Source organism: Aeromonas sp. A600620, assembly GCF_029479985.1.
Taxonomy (GTDB): domain Bacteria; phylum Pseudomonadota; class Gammaproteobacteria; order Enterobacterales; family Aeromonadaceae; genus Aeromonas; species Aeromonas veronii_A.
The window spans coordinates 26569-43501 of the sequence record NZ_JAAKXB010000021.1 but is presented as its reverse complement, the minus strand read 5'-3'; the positions used below and the strand labels follow the sequence as shown (position 1 = coordinate 43501).

The 16933-nt window shown below is 60.1% G+C and carries 19 protein-coding genes; 12 read left to right on the top strand and 7 right to left on the bottom strand.

From position 1 onward, the window contains the following. Window positions 1–14: 14 nt before the first annotated feature. The 6 genes from G5533_RS19630 to G5533_RS19605 all read left to right on the top strand — a co-directional run bounded on the left by G5533_RS19630 (window position 15) and on the right by G5533_RS19605 (window position 6706). Window positions 15–944, top strand: a complete 930-nt coding sequence (locus G5533_RS19630; protein WP_201908573.1) for an ROK family protein — start codon at window positions 15–17, stop codon at window positions 942–944. 60 nt (window positions 945–1004) lie between these two features. Beyond that, window positions 1005–2015 carry an erythrose-4-phosphate dehydrogenase gene (gene epd, locus G5533_RS19625; RefSeq protein ID WP_005335438.1) on the top strand — a complete coding sequence of 337 codons (1011 nt, stop codon included), beginning with the start codon at window positions 1005–1007 and terminating at the stop codon, window positions 2013–2015. A gap of 61 nt (window positions 2016–2076) precedes the next feature. Further along, complete coding sequence (locus G5533_RS19620; RefSeq protein ID WP_005340965.1) at window positions 2077–3240, top strand: phosphoglycerate kinase; 1164 nt, start codon at window positions 2077–2079, stop codon at window positions 3238–3240. 115 nt (window positions 3241–3355) lie between these two features. Further along, complete coding sequence (gene fbaA / locus G5533_RS19615) at window positions 3356–4435, top strand: class II fructose-bisphosphate aldolase (protein ID WP_005340963.1); 1080 nt, start codon at window positions 3356–3358, stop codon at window positions 4433–4435. A gap of 159 nt (window positions 4436–4594) precedes the next feature. Next, a complete protein-coding gene (locus G5533_RS19610; protein ID WP_266135362.1) occupies window positions 4595–5899 on the top strand; it encodes an NAD(P)/FAD-dependent oxidoreductase in 1305 nt (434 codons plus the stop codon). A 216-nt stretch (window positions 5900–6115) separates the two neighbouring features. Continuing rightward, window positions 6116–6706, top strand: a complete 591-nt coding sequence (locus G5533_RS19605; protein WP_441255232.1) for a hypothetical protein — start codon at window positions 6116–6118, stop codon at window positions 6704–6706. Window positions 6707–6761: 55 nt separating this feature from the next. Here G5533_RS19605 and G5533_RS19600 read toward each other — a convergent pair whose 3' ends face one another. From G5533_RS19600 to cutA, 4 genes are all read right to left on the bottom strand, one after another. After that, window positions 6762–7175, bottom strand: a complete 414-nt coding sequence (locus G5533_RS19600; RefSeq protein ID WP_064341340.1) for a hypothetical protein — start codon at window positions 7173–7175, stop codon at window positions 6762–6764. 70 nt (window positions 7176–7245) lie between these two features. Then, complete coding sequence (locus G5533_RS19595) at window positions 7246–7737, bottom strand: GNAT family N-acetyltransferase (RefSeq protein ID WP_139477557.1); 492 nt, start codon at window positions 7735–7737, stop codon at window positions 7246–7248. Further along, window positions 7727–9526 (bottom strand): protein-disulfide reductase DsbD, encoded by a 1800-nt coding sequence (locus G5533_RS19590; RefSeq protein WP_421255830.1) that lies wholly within the window; start codon window positions 9524–9526, stop codon window positions 7727–7729. Before G5533_RS19590 ends, G5533_RS19595 begins: the two co-directional genes overlap by 11 nt. Beyond that, window positions 9523–9840, bottom strand: coding sequence for a divalent-cation tolerance protein CutA (gene cutA / locus G5533_RS19585; RefSeq protein WP_193861441.1), 318 nt, complete (start codon window positions 9838–9840; stop codon window positions 9523–9525). Before cutA ends, G5533_RS19590 begins: the two co-directional genes overlap by 4 nt. A 244-nt stretch (window positions 9841–10084) precedes the next feature. On the opposite strand from cutA, the gene G5533_RS19580 reads away from it, so the two are divergent. After that, the gene (locus G5533_RS19580) at window positions 10085–10441 is read left to right on the top strand and encodes a hypothetical protein (RefSeq protein ID WP_005362699.1); all 357 of its coding nucleotides are present in this window, start codon (window positions 10085–10087) and stop codon (window positions 10439–10441) included. Window positions 10442–10603: 162 nt separating this feature from the next. Here the strand turns inward: G5533_RS19580 and G5533_RS19575 are convergent, their stop codons facing one another. Continuing rightward, window positions 10604–11050: a PACE efflux transporter gene (locus G5533_RS19575; RefSeq protein WP_216961077.1), complete on the bottom strand. Its 447-nt coding sequence runs from the start codon at window positions 11048–11050 to the stop codon at window positions 10604–10606. 125 nt (window positions 11051–11175) lie between these two features. Here G5533_RS19575 and G5533_RS19570 point away from each other — a divergent pair, with 125 nt between their 5' ends. Next, window positions 11176–12057, top strand: a complete 882-nt coding sequence (locus tag G5533_RS19570; RefSeq protein WP_005335421.1) for a LysR family transcriptional regulator — start codon at window positions 11176–11178, stop codon at window positions 12055–12057. A gap of 6 nt (window positions 12058–12063) precedes the next feature. On the opposite strand, the gene ygfZ is transcribed toward G5533_RS19570, so the two are convergent. Next, window positions 12064–12972 (bottom strand): tRNA-modifying protein YgfZ, encoded by a 909-nt coding sequence (gene ygfZ / locus G5533_RS19565; RefSeq protein WP_421333763.1) that lies wholly within the window; start codon window positions 12970–12972, stop codon window positions 12064–12066. A 111-nt stretch (window positions 12973–13083) separates the two neighbouring features. Here ygfZ and G5533_RS19560 point away from each other — a divergent pair, with 111 nt between their 5' ends. Both G5533_RS19560 and G5533_RS19555 read left to right on the top strand, forming a co-directional pair. Next, entirely contained in the window at window positions 13084–13353 is a 270-nt protein-coding gene (locus G5533_RS19560; protein ID WP_421333761.1) for an FAD assembly factor SdhE, read from the top strand. Window positions 13354–13372: 19 nt separating this feature from the next. Beyond that, window positions 13373–13765, top strand: a complete 393-nt coding sequence (locus G5533_RS19555) for a protein YgfX (RefSeq protein WP_421333759.1) — start codon at window positions 13373–13375, stop codon at window positions 13763–13765. 154 nt (window positions 13766–13919) lie between these two features. Here the strand turns inward: G5533_RS19555 and nadB are convergent, their stop codons facing one another. Then, entirely contained in the window at window positions 13920–15527 is a 1608-nt protein-coding gene (gene nadB / locus G5533_RS19550; RefSeq protein WP_005354382.1) for an L-aspartate oxidase, read from the bottom strand. Between the two features lie 182 nt (window positions 15528–15709). On the opposite strand from nadB, the gene rpoE reads away from it, so the two are divergent. Together rpoE and G5533_RS19540 are read left to right on the top strand one after the other, a co-directional pair. Next, entirely contained in the window at window positions 15710–16291 is a 582-nt protein-coding gene (gene rpoE, locus G5533_RS19545; RefSeq protein WP_005335411.1) for an RNA polymerase sigma factor RpoE, read from the top strand. Between the two features lie 22 nt (window positions 16292–16313). After that, complete coding sequence (locus tag G5533_RS19540) at window positions 16314–16916, top strand: RseA family anti-sigma factor (protein WP_421205956.1); 603 nt, start codon at window positions 16314–16316, stop codon at window positions 16914–16916. Window positions 16917–16933: the final 17 nt, after the last annotated feature.

The following is a 16933-nucleotide window of genomic DNA, read 5'->3' as shown; positions in this document are numbered from 1 at the left end:
GTGCAGGAGGCAAGATGAGCAGCAAGTCACTGGATTGGGGTATCGATCTTGGCGGTACCAAGTGTGAATGCGTGGTGCTGGATGGCGACGAGGTGCTGCTGCGCCACCGCATCCCCACCGAGCGGGCTGGCGGTTATGAGCACATGATCGGCCAGATCGCCAAGCTGGTAGCTGAGTGCGCCGAGAAGATTGGCCAGCGCCCGACTGTCATCGGCATGGGCACGCCGGGGGCGCGGGATCCGCAGACCGGCCTGATGAAGAACTGCAACACCACCGAGCTCAACGGCAAGCCGTTCAAGGAGGATCTGGAGCGCAAGCTGGGCGTGCCGGTACTGATTGCCAACGACGCCAACTGCTTCGCGCTGGCAGAAACCCATTTGGGGGCGGTGCGCCAGCACCACCCCGATGCCAAGGTTGTATTCGGCATCATCATGGGCACCGGGGTCGGCTCCGGTATCGTCATCAACGGCCAGATCCTCAACGGCCACCACGGCATCGCCGGTGAGTGGGGCCACAACGTGCTTTCCCCTGATGGCCCCGAGTGCTACTGCGGCAAGCGTGGCTGCGTCGAGACCCTGATCAGCGGTCCGGCGCTGGAGGCCTGGTACGAGGCGAAGGCCAAGCGCCACCTCTCGCTCGCCCAAATCGCGGCCGCCACGGCTCACGATCATGTGGCCAAGCTCACCATCGACCGGCTGCACCTGCTGTTTGGTCAGGCGCTGGCCAATGTGGTCAACATTCTCGACCCGGATGTGATCGTCATCGGCGGTGGGGTGGGCAATGTGCAGAGCCTTTACAGCGCCGGACGGCAGACAATTTTGCCCTTCCTCTTTAATCCCCGCTTCGCAACCCCCATTATTGCTCCTGCCCTGGGTGACAGTGCCGGGGTATTCGGGGCCGCACTGCTGGCCCGCGGTGAATTCAAGGAGGCCCTGCTGTCGTAGCCGGGGCTCCCGGGTGGCCGGTGTGCCGCCCTGTTGCTGGTTAAAGGAAACGGATTCTCGATGATCAAGATTGCCATCAATGGTTACGGGCGGATCGGTCGCAACGTGTTGCGAGCCCTCTATGAAAGCGGGCGCGACAAGACCATCAAGATCGTCGCCATCAACGAGCTGGCGGCCCCCGAGGCCATGGTGCACCTGACCCGTTACGATACCAGTCACGGTCGCTTCCACCATCCGGTGCAACTGGCGGGCAACAGCATGCTGGTGGGGGAGGATCTCATCTCCCTGTTTGCCGAGCGGGATCCGTCAAAGCTGCCGTGGCGGGCGCTGGGGGTGGATGTGGTGCTCGATTGCACCGGGGTGTTTGGCTCGCGGGCCGATGCCGAGCTGCATCTGGCTGCGGGGGCGGGCAAGGTGCTCTTCTCCCACCCGGCGGATGCCGATGTGGATGCCACCGTGGTCTACGGGGTCAACCATCATACCCTCACCGGAGCGGAGCGGATCGTCTCCAACGCCTCCTGTACCACCAACTGCGTGGTGCCGGTGATTGAAACATTGCATCGAGAATTCGAGATAAATTGTGGTACTATTACGACAATTCATTCGGCCATGCATGATCAGCAAGTCATCGATGCCTACCACAGTGACTTGCGCCGAACCCGCGCTGCCAGTCAGTCCATCATTCCGGTGGACACCAAGCTGGCAAAGGGGCTGGAGCGTATCCTGCCCCACTTCGCTGGCAAGTTTGAGGCGATCGCGGTGCGGGTGCCGACCATCAATGTAACAGCGATGGATCTCAGTATTACTGTTCGTAAAAAAGTGACAGTTACTGACGTAAATCAAGCCCTGCAACGGGCATCCAGAGGTACATTACACGGTATTCTGGATTACACGGAAGAACCTCTGGTCTCCGTAGACTTCAATCATGATGCACACTCCTGCATCATTGATGGTACCCAGACCCGGGTGAGCGATGCCAACCTCGTCAAGATGTTGATGTGGTGCGATAACGAATGGGGCTTCGCAAACCGGATGCTGGATACCACCCGGGCCATGATGGCCGCAGGCTGAGCCTGCCCCGGGCGAAAGGTTACTGTTTTTAACATTACCTGGAAAATATAGAGGACTGAATATGTCTGTTATCAAGATGACTGACCTGGATCTGGCGGGTAAACGCGTTCTGATCCGTGCTGACCTGAACGTACCGGTAAAAGACGGCAAGGTCACCTCCGATGCACGTATCGTTGCGACTCTGCCGACCATCAAGCTGGCTCTGGAAAAGGGCGCCAAGCTGATGATCACCTCCCACCTGGGTCGTCCGACCGAGGGTGAATACAACGAAGAATTCTCCCTGGCTCCGGTTGTCAACTATCTGAAAGACGCTCTGTCCTGCCCGGTTCGCCTGGCCAAGGATTACCTGGATGGCGTAGAAGTCGCTGCCGGTGAGCTGGTTGTACTGGAAAACTGCCGCTTCAACAAAGGCGAGAAGAAGAACACCGAAGAGCTGGCCAAAAAATACGCCGCCCTGTGTGATGTCTTTGTAATGGATGCGTTCGGTACTGCTCACCGCGCCGAAGGTTCCACCTACGGTGTGGCTCAGTTCGCTCCGGTCGCTTGTGCCGGCCCGCTGCTGGCGGGTGAACTGGAAGCCCTGGGCAAAGCCATGCTGAAGCCCGAGCGCCCGATGGTTGCCATCGTTGGCGGCTCCAAGGTCTCCACCAAGCTGACCGTTCTGGAATCCCTCTCCAAAATCGCTGACCAGCTGGTTGTCGGTGGTGGCATCGCCAACACCTTCATCGCTGCTGCCGGTCACAACGTCGGCAAGTCCCTGTGCGAGCACGACCTGATCGACACCGCCAAGAAACTGGCTGCCGAGACCAACATTCCTGTGACCACCGACGTGGTTGTAGGTGCCGAGTTCTCCGAGTCCACTCCGGCTACCATCAAGTCTGTTAACGATGTGACCGACGGCGACATGATCTTCGACATCGGCCCGGATTCTGCCAAGGCCCTGGCTGACATCATCATGAACGCCAAGACCATCCTGTGGAACGGCCCGGTTGGTGTATTCGAGTTTGACCAGTTTGCTGAAGGCACCAAGGTTATCGCTGAAGCCATTGCTGCTTCTCCGGCCTTCTCCATCGCTGGCGGTGGTGACACCCTGGCTGCCATCGACAAGTTCGGCATCGCTGACAAAGTCTCCTACATCTCCACTGGCGGCGGCGCCTTCCTGGAGTTCGTAGAAGGCAAGGTTCTGCCGGCTGTTGCGATTCTGGAACAGCGCGCCAAAGCCTAATTGACCCGGAACGGGGGGCAAAAGCCTCCCGTTTCGTTTATCATGTGCCCGCTGTGCCGGTTCATGATGAACCCCCCATTTTTTATTAACGGCATACGAGACAGGACGATTAAACATGTCTAAGAAAATTTTCGACTTCGTAAAACCCGGCGTGATCACTGGTGATGACGTTCAGAAAGTGTTCGCCATCGCTAAAGAGAACGGCTTTGCTCTGCCGGCCGTAAACTGCGTTGGTACCGACTCCGTGAACGCCGTACTGGAAGCTGCCGCCAAGGTTAAAGCGCCGGTTATCGTTCAGTTCTCCAACGGTGGTGCCGTGTTCACCGCCGGTAAGGGTCTGAAGCTGGAAGGTCAGAAAGCTGCCATCCTGGGTGCCATCTCCGGTGCCAAGCACGTTCACGCTGTTGCCGAAGCCTACGGCGTGCCGGTAATCCTGCACACCGACCACGCTGCCAAGAAGCTGCTGCCGTGGATCGACGGTCTGCTGGAAGCGGGCGAGAAGCACTTTGCTGAAACCGGCAAGCCGCTGTTCTCCTCCCACATGCTGGATCTGTCCGAAGAGTCTCTGGAAGAGAACATCGACATCTGCTGCGAGTACCTGACCCGCATGGCCAAGATGAACATGACTCTGGAGCTGGAACTGGGTTGCACCGGTGGCGAAGAAGACGGCGTCGACAACAGCCACATGGATCAGTCCGCTCTGTACACCCAGCCGGAAGATGTTGCTTACGCTTACGAGCGTCTGTCCAAGATCAGCCCGCGTTTCACCATCGCTGCCTCCTTCGGCAACGTACACGGTGTATACAAGCCGGGTAACGTCAAACTGACCCCGTCCATCCTGGACGCTTCCCAGAAGTACGTTTCTGAGAAGTTTGGCGTTCCAGCCAAGTCTCTGGACTTCGTATTCCACGGTGGTTCAGGTTCCACTCTGGAAGAGATCCGCGAGTCCATCTCCTACGGCGTAGTGAAGATGAACATCGACACCGACACCCAGTGGGCAACCTGGGAAGGTCTGCTGAACTTCTACAAGAAGAACGAAGCTTACCTGCAAGGCCAGCTGGGCAACCCGGAAGGCGCCGACAAGCCGAACAAGAAGTACTACGATCCGCGCGTATGGCTGCGTGAAGGTCAGACTTCCATGATCGCTCGTCTGGAGAAAGCATTCTCCGACCTGAACGCCATCGACGTACTGTAATTCGTTACAGCACCTTGATTGCATGAAAAGGCGCCCTTCGGGGCGCCTTTTGCATTTCTGTGATCCGCACCGGTTGGTGAGTGGAGGAGGAACTGGGTATTATCGAAACAACTTTGCTTATTTTATTAAACAATTTGCAACCAAGGCAGGATGCTGAGTATGCAGGCAGGAAAGCACAACGGATATCAGGAGCACGTCGCCTCCTACTACGCGGCCACCCGCAACGACTCGCAACAGTGGCCCGAGCTGGAGGGGGAGCACAAGGCTGACGTCTGCATCATCGGCGGCGGCTTTACCGGTCTCAATACCGCCATCAATCTGGCTGATGCCGGTTACAAGGTCGCCTTGCTGGAGGCCAACCGTATCGGCTGGGGCGCCTCCGGGCGCAACGGCGGCCAGCTTATTCGCGGTATCGGTCACGATACCAGCCAGTTCGCCCGCTGGATTGGTGAGGAAGGGGTGCGCGAACTCGACCTGATGGGGCTGGAGGCGGTGCAGCTGGTGCGCGAGCGGGTTGAGCGTTTCAATATCGACTGCGACCTCACCTGGGGTTACTGCGATCTGGCCACCCGTCAGCGCCATCTGGCCGGCTTCGAGGAAGATCTCGACCATCTGGCGAGCCTCGGCTATGAGCACGAACTCAAGCTGGTACCGCGGGAAGATATCCATAGCGTGGTGGGATCGGATCGCTACATCGGCGGCCTTATCGACATGGGCTCCGGCCATCTCCATCCCCTCAATCTGGCGCTCGGCGAGGCGCGCGCCGCCGCCAGCCTCGGGGTCTCCCTGTTTGAACACTCCAGAGTGACCCATATCGATTACGGCAAGCAGGTCGAGGTGACCACGGCTCATGGGCGGGTCACCGCCGACTATCTGGTGATCGGCTGCAACGCCTATCTCAACGACCTCAATCCGGAGCTGGGGGGGCGGGTGCTGCCGGCCGGTTCCTACATCCTCGCCACCGAAGTGCTGGATCGCCGTTTGCGCCAGCGATTGCTGCCGCAAAACATGGCGGTGTGCGATCAGAATGTGGCGCTCGACTATTACCGCCTCTCCGCCGACGGCCGCCTGCTGTTTGGCGGCGCCTGCAACTACTCCGGCCGGGATCCTCGCGATATCAAGGCCTTTATGTTGCCCAAGCTGCTGCGGGTCTTCCCCGAGCTCGCTGGCACTGCCATCGAGTTTCAGTGGGGAGGCATGATCGGGATCGGCGCCAACCGGCTGCCGCAGATTGGCCGTCTCAAGGAACACCCCAACGTGCTCTACGCCCAGGCCTATTCGGGTCACGGCCTCAATGCCACCCATATGGCGGGCAAGCTGGTGGCCGAGGCGATCCGCGGCGAGAGCCGGGGCTTCGATCTCTTTGCCAGCGTGCCCCATATCACCTTCCCCGGCGGCCCGGCGCTGCGCTCCCCGCTGCTGGCACTGGGAATGTTGTGGCACCGGATGAAGGATATCTTCTGACTCCGATTATCAGCCTGCGTAGTGATGGTTGAACGAGGCACTCTTGCCAGCCCCTTGTTTATAGCGGGTTGGCACAATTATCCCGCCTGATAGACCAAAAGATGCATTCGCGCCAATCCCTGCTGGTTGGCGCTATCTTTTAGGTGTGAGCGTGATGCCGGGCCAGGCGAACAAGAGCGGGTTCGCTGGCCGAAAAAGATGTGAAGGAGGGCCAAGATGGAGATAAATGTGGTCGCGTCAGGCGGGCTCACCCCGCTGGCGCAACGGCAGAGATCTCCCGCTGCGCAGGCACAGGAGCGGGCTGTGACCTCACCATCAACGGGCAGTGACAGCCGTATGGTACGCGATCTTGGCGCCGTGCTGGATGAGCTCGGGCTGTCGCCGCAAGGGGAGGATAGCAGCGGGAGCCGCATCTCAATCAGAGATTCGCTGGAAGCGTTCATCAACACCATGATGGGCGCCCTGCAACAGCAGCAGGAACAACAGTTGGCATTGCAGCAACAACAGCGGCAAGAGCAGGAACAGCGCAAACTCGCCATCGCCGACAGCAGCGAAAATCCGCTCAAGCGGGATCTGGAGCGCCTGCTGGAGACGCTGGATCAACAGGGCGGGCAGGGAAAAGAGAGCGAACCAGGAGCCGAGATCGAAGCGGTGAACCCCTTGCAGAGCCAGCTGACCAAGCTGCTGGAGAGCAGCGGTGCGGCAGAGAGCGGGGTCACCCTCAAGGAGGTACTGTCAGGGTTGGCCAGCAAGCTGCCGAACGAACCTGCCGAGCGAAAAGGGTATCGGGTCGATACCCAGGTTTGAGCTGGTTGGCAACGGCAGCCCCGCCGTTGCAGAGACATGAGGGGCTTGTTGCCTTTTATTGCGCTGGTTCCGCCAGCCGCCAGCCCTGTTCGCTCTTCATCATCCACACCTCTGCCTCTTGCGGCAGCACCTGGCCCGCCTCGAACTCGCCATATTTACGCTCGAGCTCCATCAGACCCATCTCCTGCTGGAAGGGGCCAACCCGGTCGTAGACCAGATCCTCGTCGTGCAATACCTGCAACTGATCGAGCCCCTGCTTGAAGTGGAGCTGGTAACTCACCTTGACCAGATAGACCCCCTCCATCCGCTCCTCCTTGCCGAGGATGGTGAAGTCGCTGATATCGAACAGGTTGGCGTCTGTCTCGGCCAGTAGCTTGGCGGTGACCTGCTGGCGGATATCCTCTTCACCGGGCCCTGCACTGCAGCCATAAAGCCAGAGGGCTAGCAGGGGGATGAACCACTTTTTCATCAAAACTCCGGACAAGTGCAAAACGAAAGGGGCGATTGTGCCACGCGAATGCGCGGCGGCAAACCTCGGCTCACGGTTCCAGTGAACGTTCCAGCACGATGGCCTCGGCCCGATAATCAGCAAGCTCGCGGCGATAGCACTCGGTGAAGCCTCTGCGCAGCCAGAAGGATAGAGCACTCTCATTGCTGGCAATCACTGACAGGCGAAGCCGGGTAGCCCCCCATGAGCTTGCCAGCGTGCAGGCGTGAAGATAGAGCGACTGACCACGGCCACTCCCTTGCCAGGGTTCCCCCACCAGTAACAGACCCAGATAGGCGGTGTCTGGATTGGGGTAGCCGCGCAGCAGATCAATGACAGCGGTGAGCTCTCCCTGCTCCCAGCGGCCGATGAGATGTTTGTCGGAGAGAGGCAGGCCGGGTGGGCAGGCGACAAGTTCCTCTTCTCCTGCCTGTGCAGAGAGAGGGTCATTGCTCACCGCCGCCTGATAGGAGGGGGCCTGCTCGAACAGCCGCTGCAAGGCAGGTGCATCGCTTGTCTGCAGCCGACGCAACTCAGTGTGCATCACTTACCATCTCGAGATGTTTGGCAAAGGGGATAGGCCCCATAAAACCGGTGACCCGCTGCCCTGTCAGCTCCTTGCCCTCGCGGTCGAAGAAGATCAGGGTCGGCAGCCCCAGCACATTGAGACTGTTGAGCAGCTCCACATCGGCATCGTCGTTGGCGGTGACATCCGCCTGCAGCAGCACCATCTGGCCGAAGCGCACCCTCACCGCCGGGTCGCTGAAGGTCTTGTGCTCGAACTCCTTGCAGGCGACGCACCAGTCGGCGTAGAGGTCGAGCAGCACCGGCTTGCCGCGGGCGGCGGCCAGCTGCACCTTGAGATCATCCAGCGTCTTGACGCGGATAAACTGCGGCGCCGTTTGACTGGCATCCGCCGTGGCGGCAGCAGGACCGGCCGGTTGCAGCAGATCCTTGCCCACCACCACGGCGCTGATCATCGCCAGCAACAGCACGAAGCCGCGCACACTTCTGGCCACCGAGTGGGGCTGGTGCTGGTTGTGGTGATAGAGATAGCCGCACAGCAGCAGCCCCCAGCCGAGCCAAGCGAGAGTAGCAATCTGATCGCTCCAGAGCCGTGACAGCAGCAGGATCGGCACTGCCAGCAGGGCAAAGCCAAACAGCTGCTTGATCACATCCATCCAGGCGCCCGCTTTTGGCAGCAGCTTGCCACCCGAGGTGCCGAGCAGCAGCAGCGGCAGACCCATCCCCAGTGACAGCGCATAGAGCGCCGCCCCGCCGAGCCAGAGATCGCCGCTCTGGGCCACGTAGATCAGCGCCCCCGAGAGCGGCGCCGTGGTGCAGGGGGAGCAGACCAGCCCGGAGATCATCCCCATGATGGCGACCCCGACTACCGAGCCGCCCTGCTGGCGGTTGGAGAGACCGGAGAGCCGGGTTTGCAAACTGCTCGGCAGTTGCAGGGTGTAGAGGCCGAACATGGAGAGGGCCAGCAGCACGAACATCACCGAGAGGGCGATCAGCACATAGGGATGTTGCAGCGCCGCCTGGAATTTCAGCCCTGCCGAGGCCACTACCAGCCCCAGCAAGGTGTAGGTGACCGCCATCCCCTGCACATAGACAAAGGAGAGCAGGAAGGCGCGACTGGTGGAAAGGCGATGGCCGGCACCGGCGATGATGCCGGTCAGAATGGGATACATGGGGAAGACGCAGGGGGTGAAGGCGAGCCCCAGCCCCAGCGCGAAGAAGGCGACGATGCTGAGCCAGAATCCCTGATGGCCGAGGGCGGAGGCCAGCTGATCCTGCTGGCTAACCGGTGCGACGCTTTGTGCCGTTTCAGCAGCGGATGCGGTGGTTGCCGTGACCAGCGGAGCCACATCGATCAGTTTGTCGGTCGGTGGATAGCAGAGGCCGTCGGTACAGCCCTGATAGCGCACCCGCAGGGTGGCATTTTCCCCCACCTCCTTTAGCGGCACCGCGATGCTCACCTGCTGGTAGTAGACCCGGGTCTTGCCGAAGAAGTCATCCTCGTGCTCTGTGCCTTCCGGCAGGGTCGGCTCGCTGAAGGTGAGGTTGTTCCCCTTGAAGCGCAGGCTGTGGCGATAGAGGTAGTAATCGTCGGCGATATGGAGGGTCAGCAGCAGCTGATCGCCACGCTGTTCGCTCTCGATCTGAAAGGCCTCATCGACCTGCAAAAATTTGGGTTTGGCATTGGCCTCAATGCCCAGCGAGCTGAGCAGATCGGCGCCGCTGGCGTGGGCAGGGGCGCTGCCCGCCGCTGTCGTCAACAGGGCACAGAGCAGCAACAGGGGAGAGAGCAAGCGGTTGAACGTCATGCGGTCTCCCCATTGAGCCAGTCGAGATAGGCGGGTAGTCCGGCACTTACCGGCAGGGCCAGCAGCTCGGGCACCTCATAGGGGTGATGGGCTTGAATACATGCCTGCAACTCGGCAAAGAGTGGCTGGCGGGATTTGATGATGAGCTGGATCTCGGTGGCGCGCTCCACCTTGCCTTGCCAACGATAGACGGAGGTGACGCCCGGCAGTTGATTGATGCAGGCGGCCAGTCGCTGGTTCAGCAGCTGTTCGCAGAGAAGGTCGGCACTGGTTTGATCTGGGCAGGTGCAGAGCACCACAATGGCGTCGGTCATAAAGCGGATCTTCACCTCGTTGGGGTAAACCGGGCAGGCGCCCTTGCCGTCTCATCCTTGTCTGCGGATGAAGGTGAAAAAAGCGCCCGAAAATCAGCGGCTACTATACCCCAGAGCCGCTTCAAATAGCATCTGTAGCCATTTGTGAGCCAGCGCCAAAAATTTGTGGGGGGCATGAGATAGACGCTGTCATGGGGACAGGGCAGAATGAGCGGGCTTGTTCCCAATTGACGTAAGGAAATGTATGACCCAACAGAATGAGCAGCAGAGAAACCGCATGTTGAGCCTGCTGCGCGAAGGTGAGCGCCGCATGTTGGTTCAATTGGCCGGGCTGCTGCGCACGACCGCCGATGAAATCAATGCCGAGCTGGAGAAAGAGGAGCTGATGGCCACCCTGGAGCAGCCCATCACGGTGGAGTATCTCAACGGCGTGGTGCAGCACCATCTGTTCGAGCGCAAACACAAGGGAGATATGGCGGTTGCCCAGCAGATCCTGAGCGATTATCAGAGCGAGCTAGAAGCGCTGCAGGCCGCTCAGGCACAGCCTGAAGAGGCTGCCGCTGCCGACGAGAGCGGCGAAGAGCTCAAAGCCCAGGCTTGAGCGACGGGCAGGCCTGAATCCTTACCTCTGAATCAGCCGGCCTGCCAGCGCTGATCCCTCTTGCGGCCCCATCATGTCTGCCATGGTGGGGCCGTGTCGTTTCTTCTGTTGCCTTCCCTCGTTGACCTTCACTTCTCGGTTTCAATCCAACTGATTCGTGCCTTAGCGCGCCTCTTGTGGCATGCCGTGCGGCACTTCGCCGGGGATGGGGAACACCTTGTCATAACCCCAGTTGTAGACGAAGGCATAGATCAGATAGAAGACGACGAAGCCCAGATCCAGCACCAGCGCCTCCAGCAGGCTGACGCTCAGCCACCAGGACATGACCGGCAGCGCGACGATCAGCAGACCGCCCTCAAAGCCGAAGGTATGCAGCACCCGTTGCCACAGGGTTTTGTGGGTATGGCCCTGATATTTGAGCAGCAGCTTGTCGACCCCGATGTTGTAGATGTAGTTCCAGACCGTGGCCAGCACCGAGAAGAACAGTGCCAGCGGGCCCATATGGTTGAGCCCGACCCCGGTAACCCAGCTGGCCAGCGGGGCGGCAATCAGCAGGCCAATGAATTCAAAGCCAATGGCATGGCGCAGGCGATCGTTACGGGTACGCATAAGTCACTCTCTCAATCAGATTTATTCACGGATTGCTGGTTAATCTATAGATCTTTAGCGATAGATTCATGTTGGTATCCATCGCTAAAATAGATGGATGAGAGAGCTTGCCGGAGGGCCATAAGATGACGCCATCACTGGAACAACTGAGGATCTTGCTGGCGGCCGCCGAAACCGGCTCGTTTTCCGCTGCCGCCCGCAAGCTGGGCAAGGCGCAGTCGGTAGTGAGCAGCGCTATCGCCAATCTGGAGATCGATCTGGCGCTCACCCTGTTTGACCGCAGCGGCCGCTATCCGCAGCTGACGGAGGCGGGGGCCCGCATGGTGCAGGAGGCGGGGATCCTGCTGGCGCAGAGTGAACGATTGCAATCTATTGCCGGGGAGCTGGCGGCCGGGGTGGAGACGCGGCTCACTCTGGCCATCGATGATGACTCCCACCTCCCCTGGCTCGGCACCCTGCTGGAGGAGTTCGCCACTCGTTACCCGACCGTGGAGCTGGAGCTGCTCTTCCCGCTGATGGAGGATGTGACCGAGATGCTGGTGACCGGCCGGGCCCAGCTCGGCATCAGTTATCAGAAGGTGCACCCCCAGAGAGAGATTGTCGCCCATTCGCTGGGGGAGGTGACCATGCCGCTGGTGGTGTCACCGGATCATCCGCTGGCCCGCAAGCAGCCGCTGCGGGAGGTCGATCTGCAGGGGGCACGCCAGCTGATGGTCACCGGCCGACGGGAAGGGAGCGAGCGCCAGCGTTTTCGCATCTCGGCTCAGGTGTGGTGGGTCGAGGGGGATCTCGGGGTGCTGGAGCTGGTCAAGCGGGGTCTTGGCTGGTCCGCGATTCCGGAATTTCTGCTGCATCAACCGCTGAAGCGGGGCGAAGTGGTGGTGCTGGAGCCCGATTTTATCGCCAGCCATGCGTTGGCGCTGGAGCTGCAGTGGCATCGCGCCCGCCCGCTGGGGCAGGCGGGGCGCTGGCTGAAGGAGGCCCTGCTGGCGCGGGTGCCTCGCTAGCCGACCTTACTCGGTCAGTTCGTAGGGGAGGGGTTGCAGGGTGAGCTGGGAGCTCTCCTCCTGCTTGAGGCGAAAACGGGCGTCAGCCTCGGTGTCTTTCGGCAGTACGGCGGTGAGCCACACCTGACCCTGATGTTGCCAAGCGTTGAGCACCATGCCGCTGCGACGCCAGTTGTCACCGAGCTGGATCTCCAGGGTATCGCCCGCATTGACCGGCTCACTGGCAGTGCCCGCCAGCAGGAACAGGGCGCGGTTGTTGGCGCCGCGATATTTGGCGCGAGCCACCGTCTCCTGCCCCATGTAGCAGCCCTTGTTGAAGCAGATGCCATCGAGCGCCTGCAGGTTGAGCATCTGCGGGATGAACTCCCCCTGATGCACCGCCTCCATGTGCGGCAGGCCGGCCTTGATCTCGAGCCCCCACCAGAGGGATTCGTCACCCGCCGGCAGCGCGTCGGCTTGCTCACTGCTTACCAGCAGCCAGCGATCCTGTTCGATCTTCACCGCCATGCCGTCAGCGATAAGGCCGCTCTGCTCCAGACCAAACTGCGCGGCGAGCCACGCATCTGTGCCCTTGCCTGCCAGACCGGTGGCGTGGCGTTCGTCGGCAGCAATCTCCACCTTGGAGAAGACGGCAAATTTTTTCAGCTCCGGCAGCTGGCGATCCAGCACCGAAGGGGTAGTCAGCAGCAGCAGGCTTTCTTCAAGGCAGAGCAGGCGAAAATCGCTCCACAGCTTGCCCTTGGGATCACAGTGACCACCCAGCGTGCTCTGCCCCGGTTGCAGGGCGTTGACGTCGCAGGTGACCTGACCTTGCAGATATTTGACGCGATCCTGACCACTCAGTCGGGTGATGGCTATCTTGGTCAGGGCGAAGCGGGTCGGCTCGGCAGGAAAAACAGGGGGTTGCAGGCTCACGATGGTATTCCAGAGAGAAAGTATGTGACCTGCATGGTAAAGACGTAACTAATGTTTGTCAGCCGGAAAATCCAGCTGGTACCATCCTCGGGTCTTTGTAAGGAGAGTTCCATGTTGAGCCCAGTTGAAAAATCCCGCCTGAAGTGGGCCTGCCGCCGTGGCATGCTCGAGCTGGATGTTGTTTTTATGCCCTTTTTCGAACACGAGTTCGACTCCCTGAGCGAAGCCGATCAGCAGACCTTTATCCGCCTGCTGGCGAGCGACGATCCGGATCTGTTCAAATGGTGCATGGGTCATGGTGTCCCTGCCGATCCCGCATTTGCCGCCATGATCCCGATGATCCTGGAGCGCAATCAGGCGCGCCACGACCGCCAGGGGTAATACCGTGGAGCGGGTGATCATGACGGTTCACCCCTCCCGCCATCAGCAATGTTTGCTGGTGGCCCTCTTTTTGTTGCTGCTCTGGCCGGTGGCTGGCCTGATTGCCGGTTGGCAGTGGGCACTGTGGCTGCCCGTCTGGCTGGCGGCGCTCTGGTTGAGCTGGCGGGCGCTCGCCGAGCCCCCGTTCGAGCTTGTTTGGGATGGTCAGTGGTTGCAGTGGCAAGGTTGCCGCTATCAGCTCGACAAGAAAAGCCGCATTCTGCCCGGCGTGCTCAGGCTGGTGCTTTGTCCCGATCCGCAAGAGAGTGGAGCCGTGTCGCCACGGCAACTGTGGCTCTTCTCCGACGCCCTTCCCCCCGAACATTACCGCCTGCTGGCGCGAGCCATCCACTTTCTGCCGTCTCGGCGCTGACACCTGCTTCCCTGATAACCATGCGCTGAGTTATCGCGATAAGCTGTTGCCATGTGGCTGGCGACACTCTTTTTGTGGCTGAAAAGCGGCTGAAAACAAGTGACCCCGCCATGGCGGGGTCACTGATTGCTGCAAAGCTTTACGGGACGGGGGATTAATCCCGCTCCGGGGTCAGCACGGTCGGTTTGGAGTCCGGCAGCATATCCGGATAATCCAGGTTGTAGTGCAGGCCGCGGGACTCCTTGCGCTGCAGGGCGCAGTTGACGATAAGCTCGGCCACCTGCAGCAGGTTGCGCAGCTCCAGCAGGTTGTTGGAGACACGGAAGTTGGCGTAGTACTCCTGCACCTCCTGCTTGAGCAGGTCGATGCGGCGCTTGGCGCGGGCCAGGCGCTTGTTGGTACGCACTATCCCCACGTAGTCCCACATCATCAACCGCAGCTCGTGCCAGTTGTGCTGGATCACCACCAGTTCGTCGGAGTCTTCCACCTTGCTCTCGTCCCACACCGGCAGGCGCGGCGGCTCCACACTCATCGGCAGCTTGGCCAGAATGTCGGCCCCCGCCTGATGGGCATAGACCACACATTCCAGCAGGGAGTTGGAGGCCATGCGGTTTGCGCCGTGCAGACCGGTGTAGGTCACTTCGCCGATGGCATAGAGGCCGGGGATATCGGTCTGGCCGTTGTTGTCGATCATCACGCCGCCACAGGTGTAGTGGGCGGCCGGCACGATGGGCATCGGCTCCTTGGTGATGTCGATGCCAACCGCGAGGCAGCGCTCATAAATGGTCGGAAAGTGCTTGATGATGAAGTCGGCCGGTTTGTGGCTGATGTCCAGATACATGCAGTCGGCGCCGAGTCGCTTCATCTCGTGGTCGATGGCGCGGGCGACGATATCGCGCGGCGCCAGCTCGGCCCGCTCGTCAAACTCCGGCATAAAGCGGCTGCCGTCCGGGCGGCGCAGATAAGCCCCCTCGCCACGCAGCGCTTCGGTCAGCAGGAAGTTGGGGTCGTCCGGGTGAAACAGGCTGGTGGGGTGGAACTGGTTGAACTCCAGGTTCGCCACCCGGCAGCCGGCCCGCCATGCCATGGCGATGCCATCGCCAGAGCTCACATCCGGGTTGGAGGTGTACTGGTAGACCTTGGAGGCACCACCGGTGGCCAGCGCCACGAAACGGGCACGGATCACCTCGACCTGCTCGGCGTTGCGGTTCCAGACGTAGGCGCCCAGTACTTTGTTGCCCGGCAGGTTGAGCTTGCGGGTGGTGATGAGGTCGACCGCGTTGAAGCGCTCCATCAGCTGGATATTGGGGTGAGCGCGCACCTGATCGATCAGGGTGAGCTGCACCGCCTTGCCGGTGGCATCCGCCGCGTGGAAGATGCGGCGATGGCTGTGGCCCCCTTCCCGGGTGAGGTGGTACTGGGATTCACCGTCGGCGTTCTCCTCCTGATCGAAGGGGACCCCTTGCTGAATGAGCCACTGGATGGACTCGCGGGCGTGGCGAGCGGTGAACTCCACCACTGCTGGGTCACACAACCCGGCGCCCGCGTTGAGCGTGTCGCTCACGTGGGATTCGATGCTGTCGGTTTCGTCGAAAACGGCAGCGATGCCTCCTTGCGCATAGAAAGTGGCCCCTTCACTGATAGGCCCCTTGCTCAGAACCAGGACTTTGGCGTGGTCTGCCAATCGCAACGCGAGGGACAAACCAGCGGCACCGCTGCCAATGATCAGTACATCGCAAAGGTATTCAACACTTGCTTTCATAAGTATCATTGGCCTGGATTAAGAACTGGCACCATGGTAGCCCAAGCGAGGGCGAGGATGCAGCCTGCATCACATTTTTTTCAATTGAAGCGAACTTTCTCTGATTCTCCCTGTCTGAACTTGTGCGCTTAGGAAGGGCCGGAAAAGAAAAACGATAACCTGATGGGGGTTTTACGGCTCTGATGAGCGACCAGAATCTACTGGACGAACAGCTGGTTGAACGGGTCCAGCGCGGCGATAAAGCAGCTTTCAACCTGTTGGTAAAAAAATACCAGCATAAGGTGGTCAACCTGGTTGCCAGGTATGTCAACAATCCCGGTGATGTGCCCGATGTGGCGCAAGAGGCCTTTATAAAAGCCTACCGTGCATTGCCGACATTCCGTGGCGAAAGTGCTTTTTACACCTGGTTGTACCGAATTGCCGTGAACACGGCGAAGAATTATCTCACCTCCCAGGGGCGCAGGCCGCCCAGCAGTGATGTGGAGGCTGACGAAGCGGAGTCTTATGGCGGCGGTGAAGCCTTGCAAGAGGTCTCAACCCCCGAAAACCTGGCGCTGACTGACGAGATCAAACGCACCGTGTTTTCAGCCATAGAGGCATTGCCGGAAGACCTGAGGACAGCTATCACCCTCCGCGAACTGGAAGGGCTGAGCTACGAAGAGATTGCCGAAATCATGGATTGCCCTGTGGGTACGGTCAGATCCCGCATCTTCCGGGCGAGGGAAGCAATCGATAAAAAGCTGCAACCTCTGATCGAGAATTAACTGGGGAAAGACGGGTTAACTTATGGCAAATAAAGAGCAAATCTCTGCCCTGATGGATGGTGAGCTGAGTGACGCAGAGGTACTGAACGAGCTGGAGATGGACTCCGACTTGCAAGATACTTGGGGTCGTTACCACCTGATCGGCGATGCCATGCGGGGTGACCTGCCGGTCAATCTGCAACTGGATCTCAGTGACAGCATCATGACTGCGCTGGAGGATGAGCCCACCATACTGGCACCCAAGCCGGTCGAGACGGCTCCCGTACTGCAACCTGTCGTTGCACCTGTCAAGACAGATTCCAATGTGGTTCCGTTGTTCCGCCGTGTCGGTCAGCAACTGGGGCAATACGCCATTGCCGCCTCCGTGGCCGCCGCTGTTATCTTCGGAGTGCAGCATTATCAGGGACAGGATGGCGTTCCGGCCAATCCGGTGCTCAATACCATTCCAATCGGTGGCAGCGCGGCGCCTGTGAGCGTCCATTATCCGCAACAGGATGGTGCCCGTGCCCGTCAGCAAGGTCTGACCGAACAGCAGATGCAGGAACAGCGGGAGCGGATCAACGCCTTCCTGCGTGACCACCAGTTGCAACAACGCCTGTTGCAAGACAGGCAGAACCAACAATAACGAGTCGTCAGGGATAT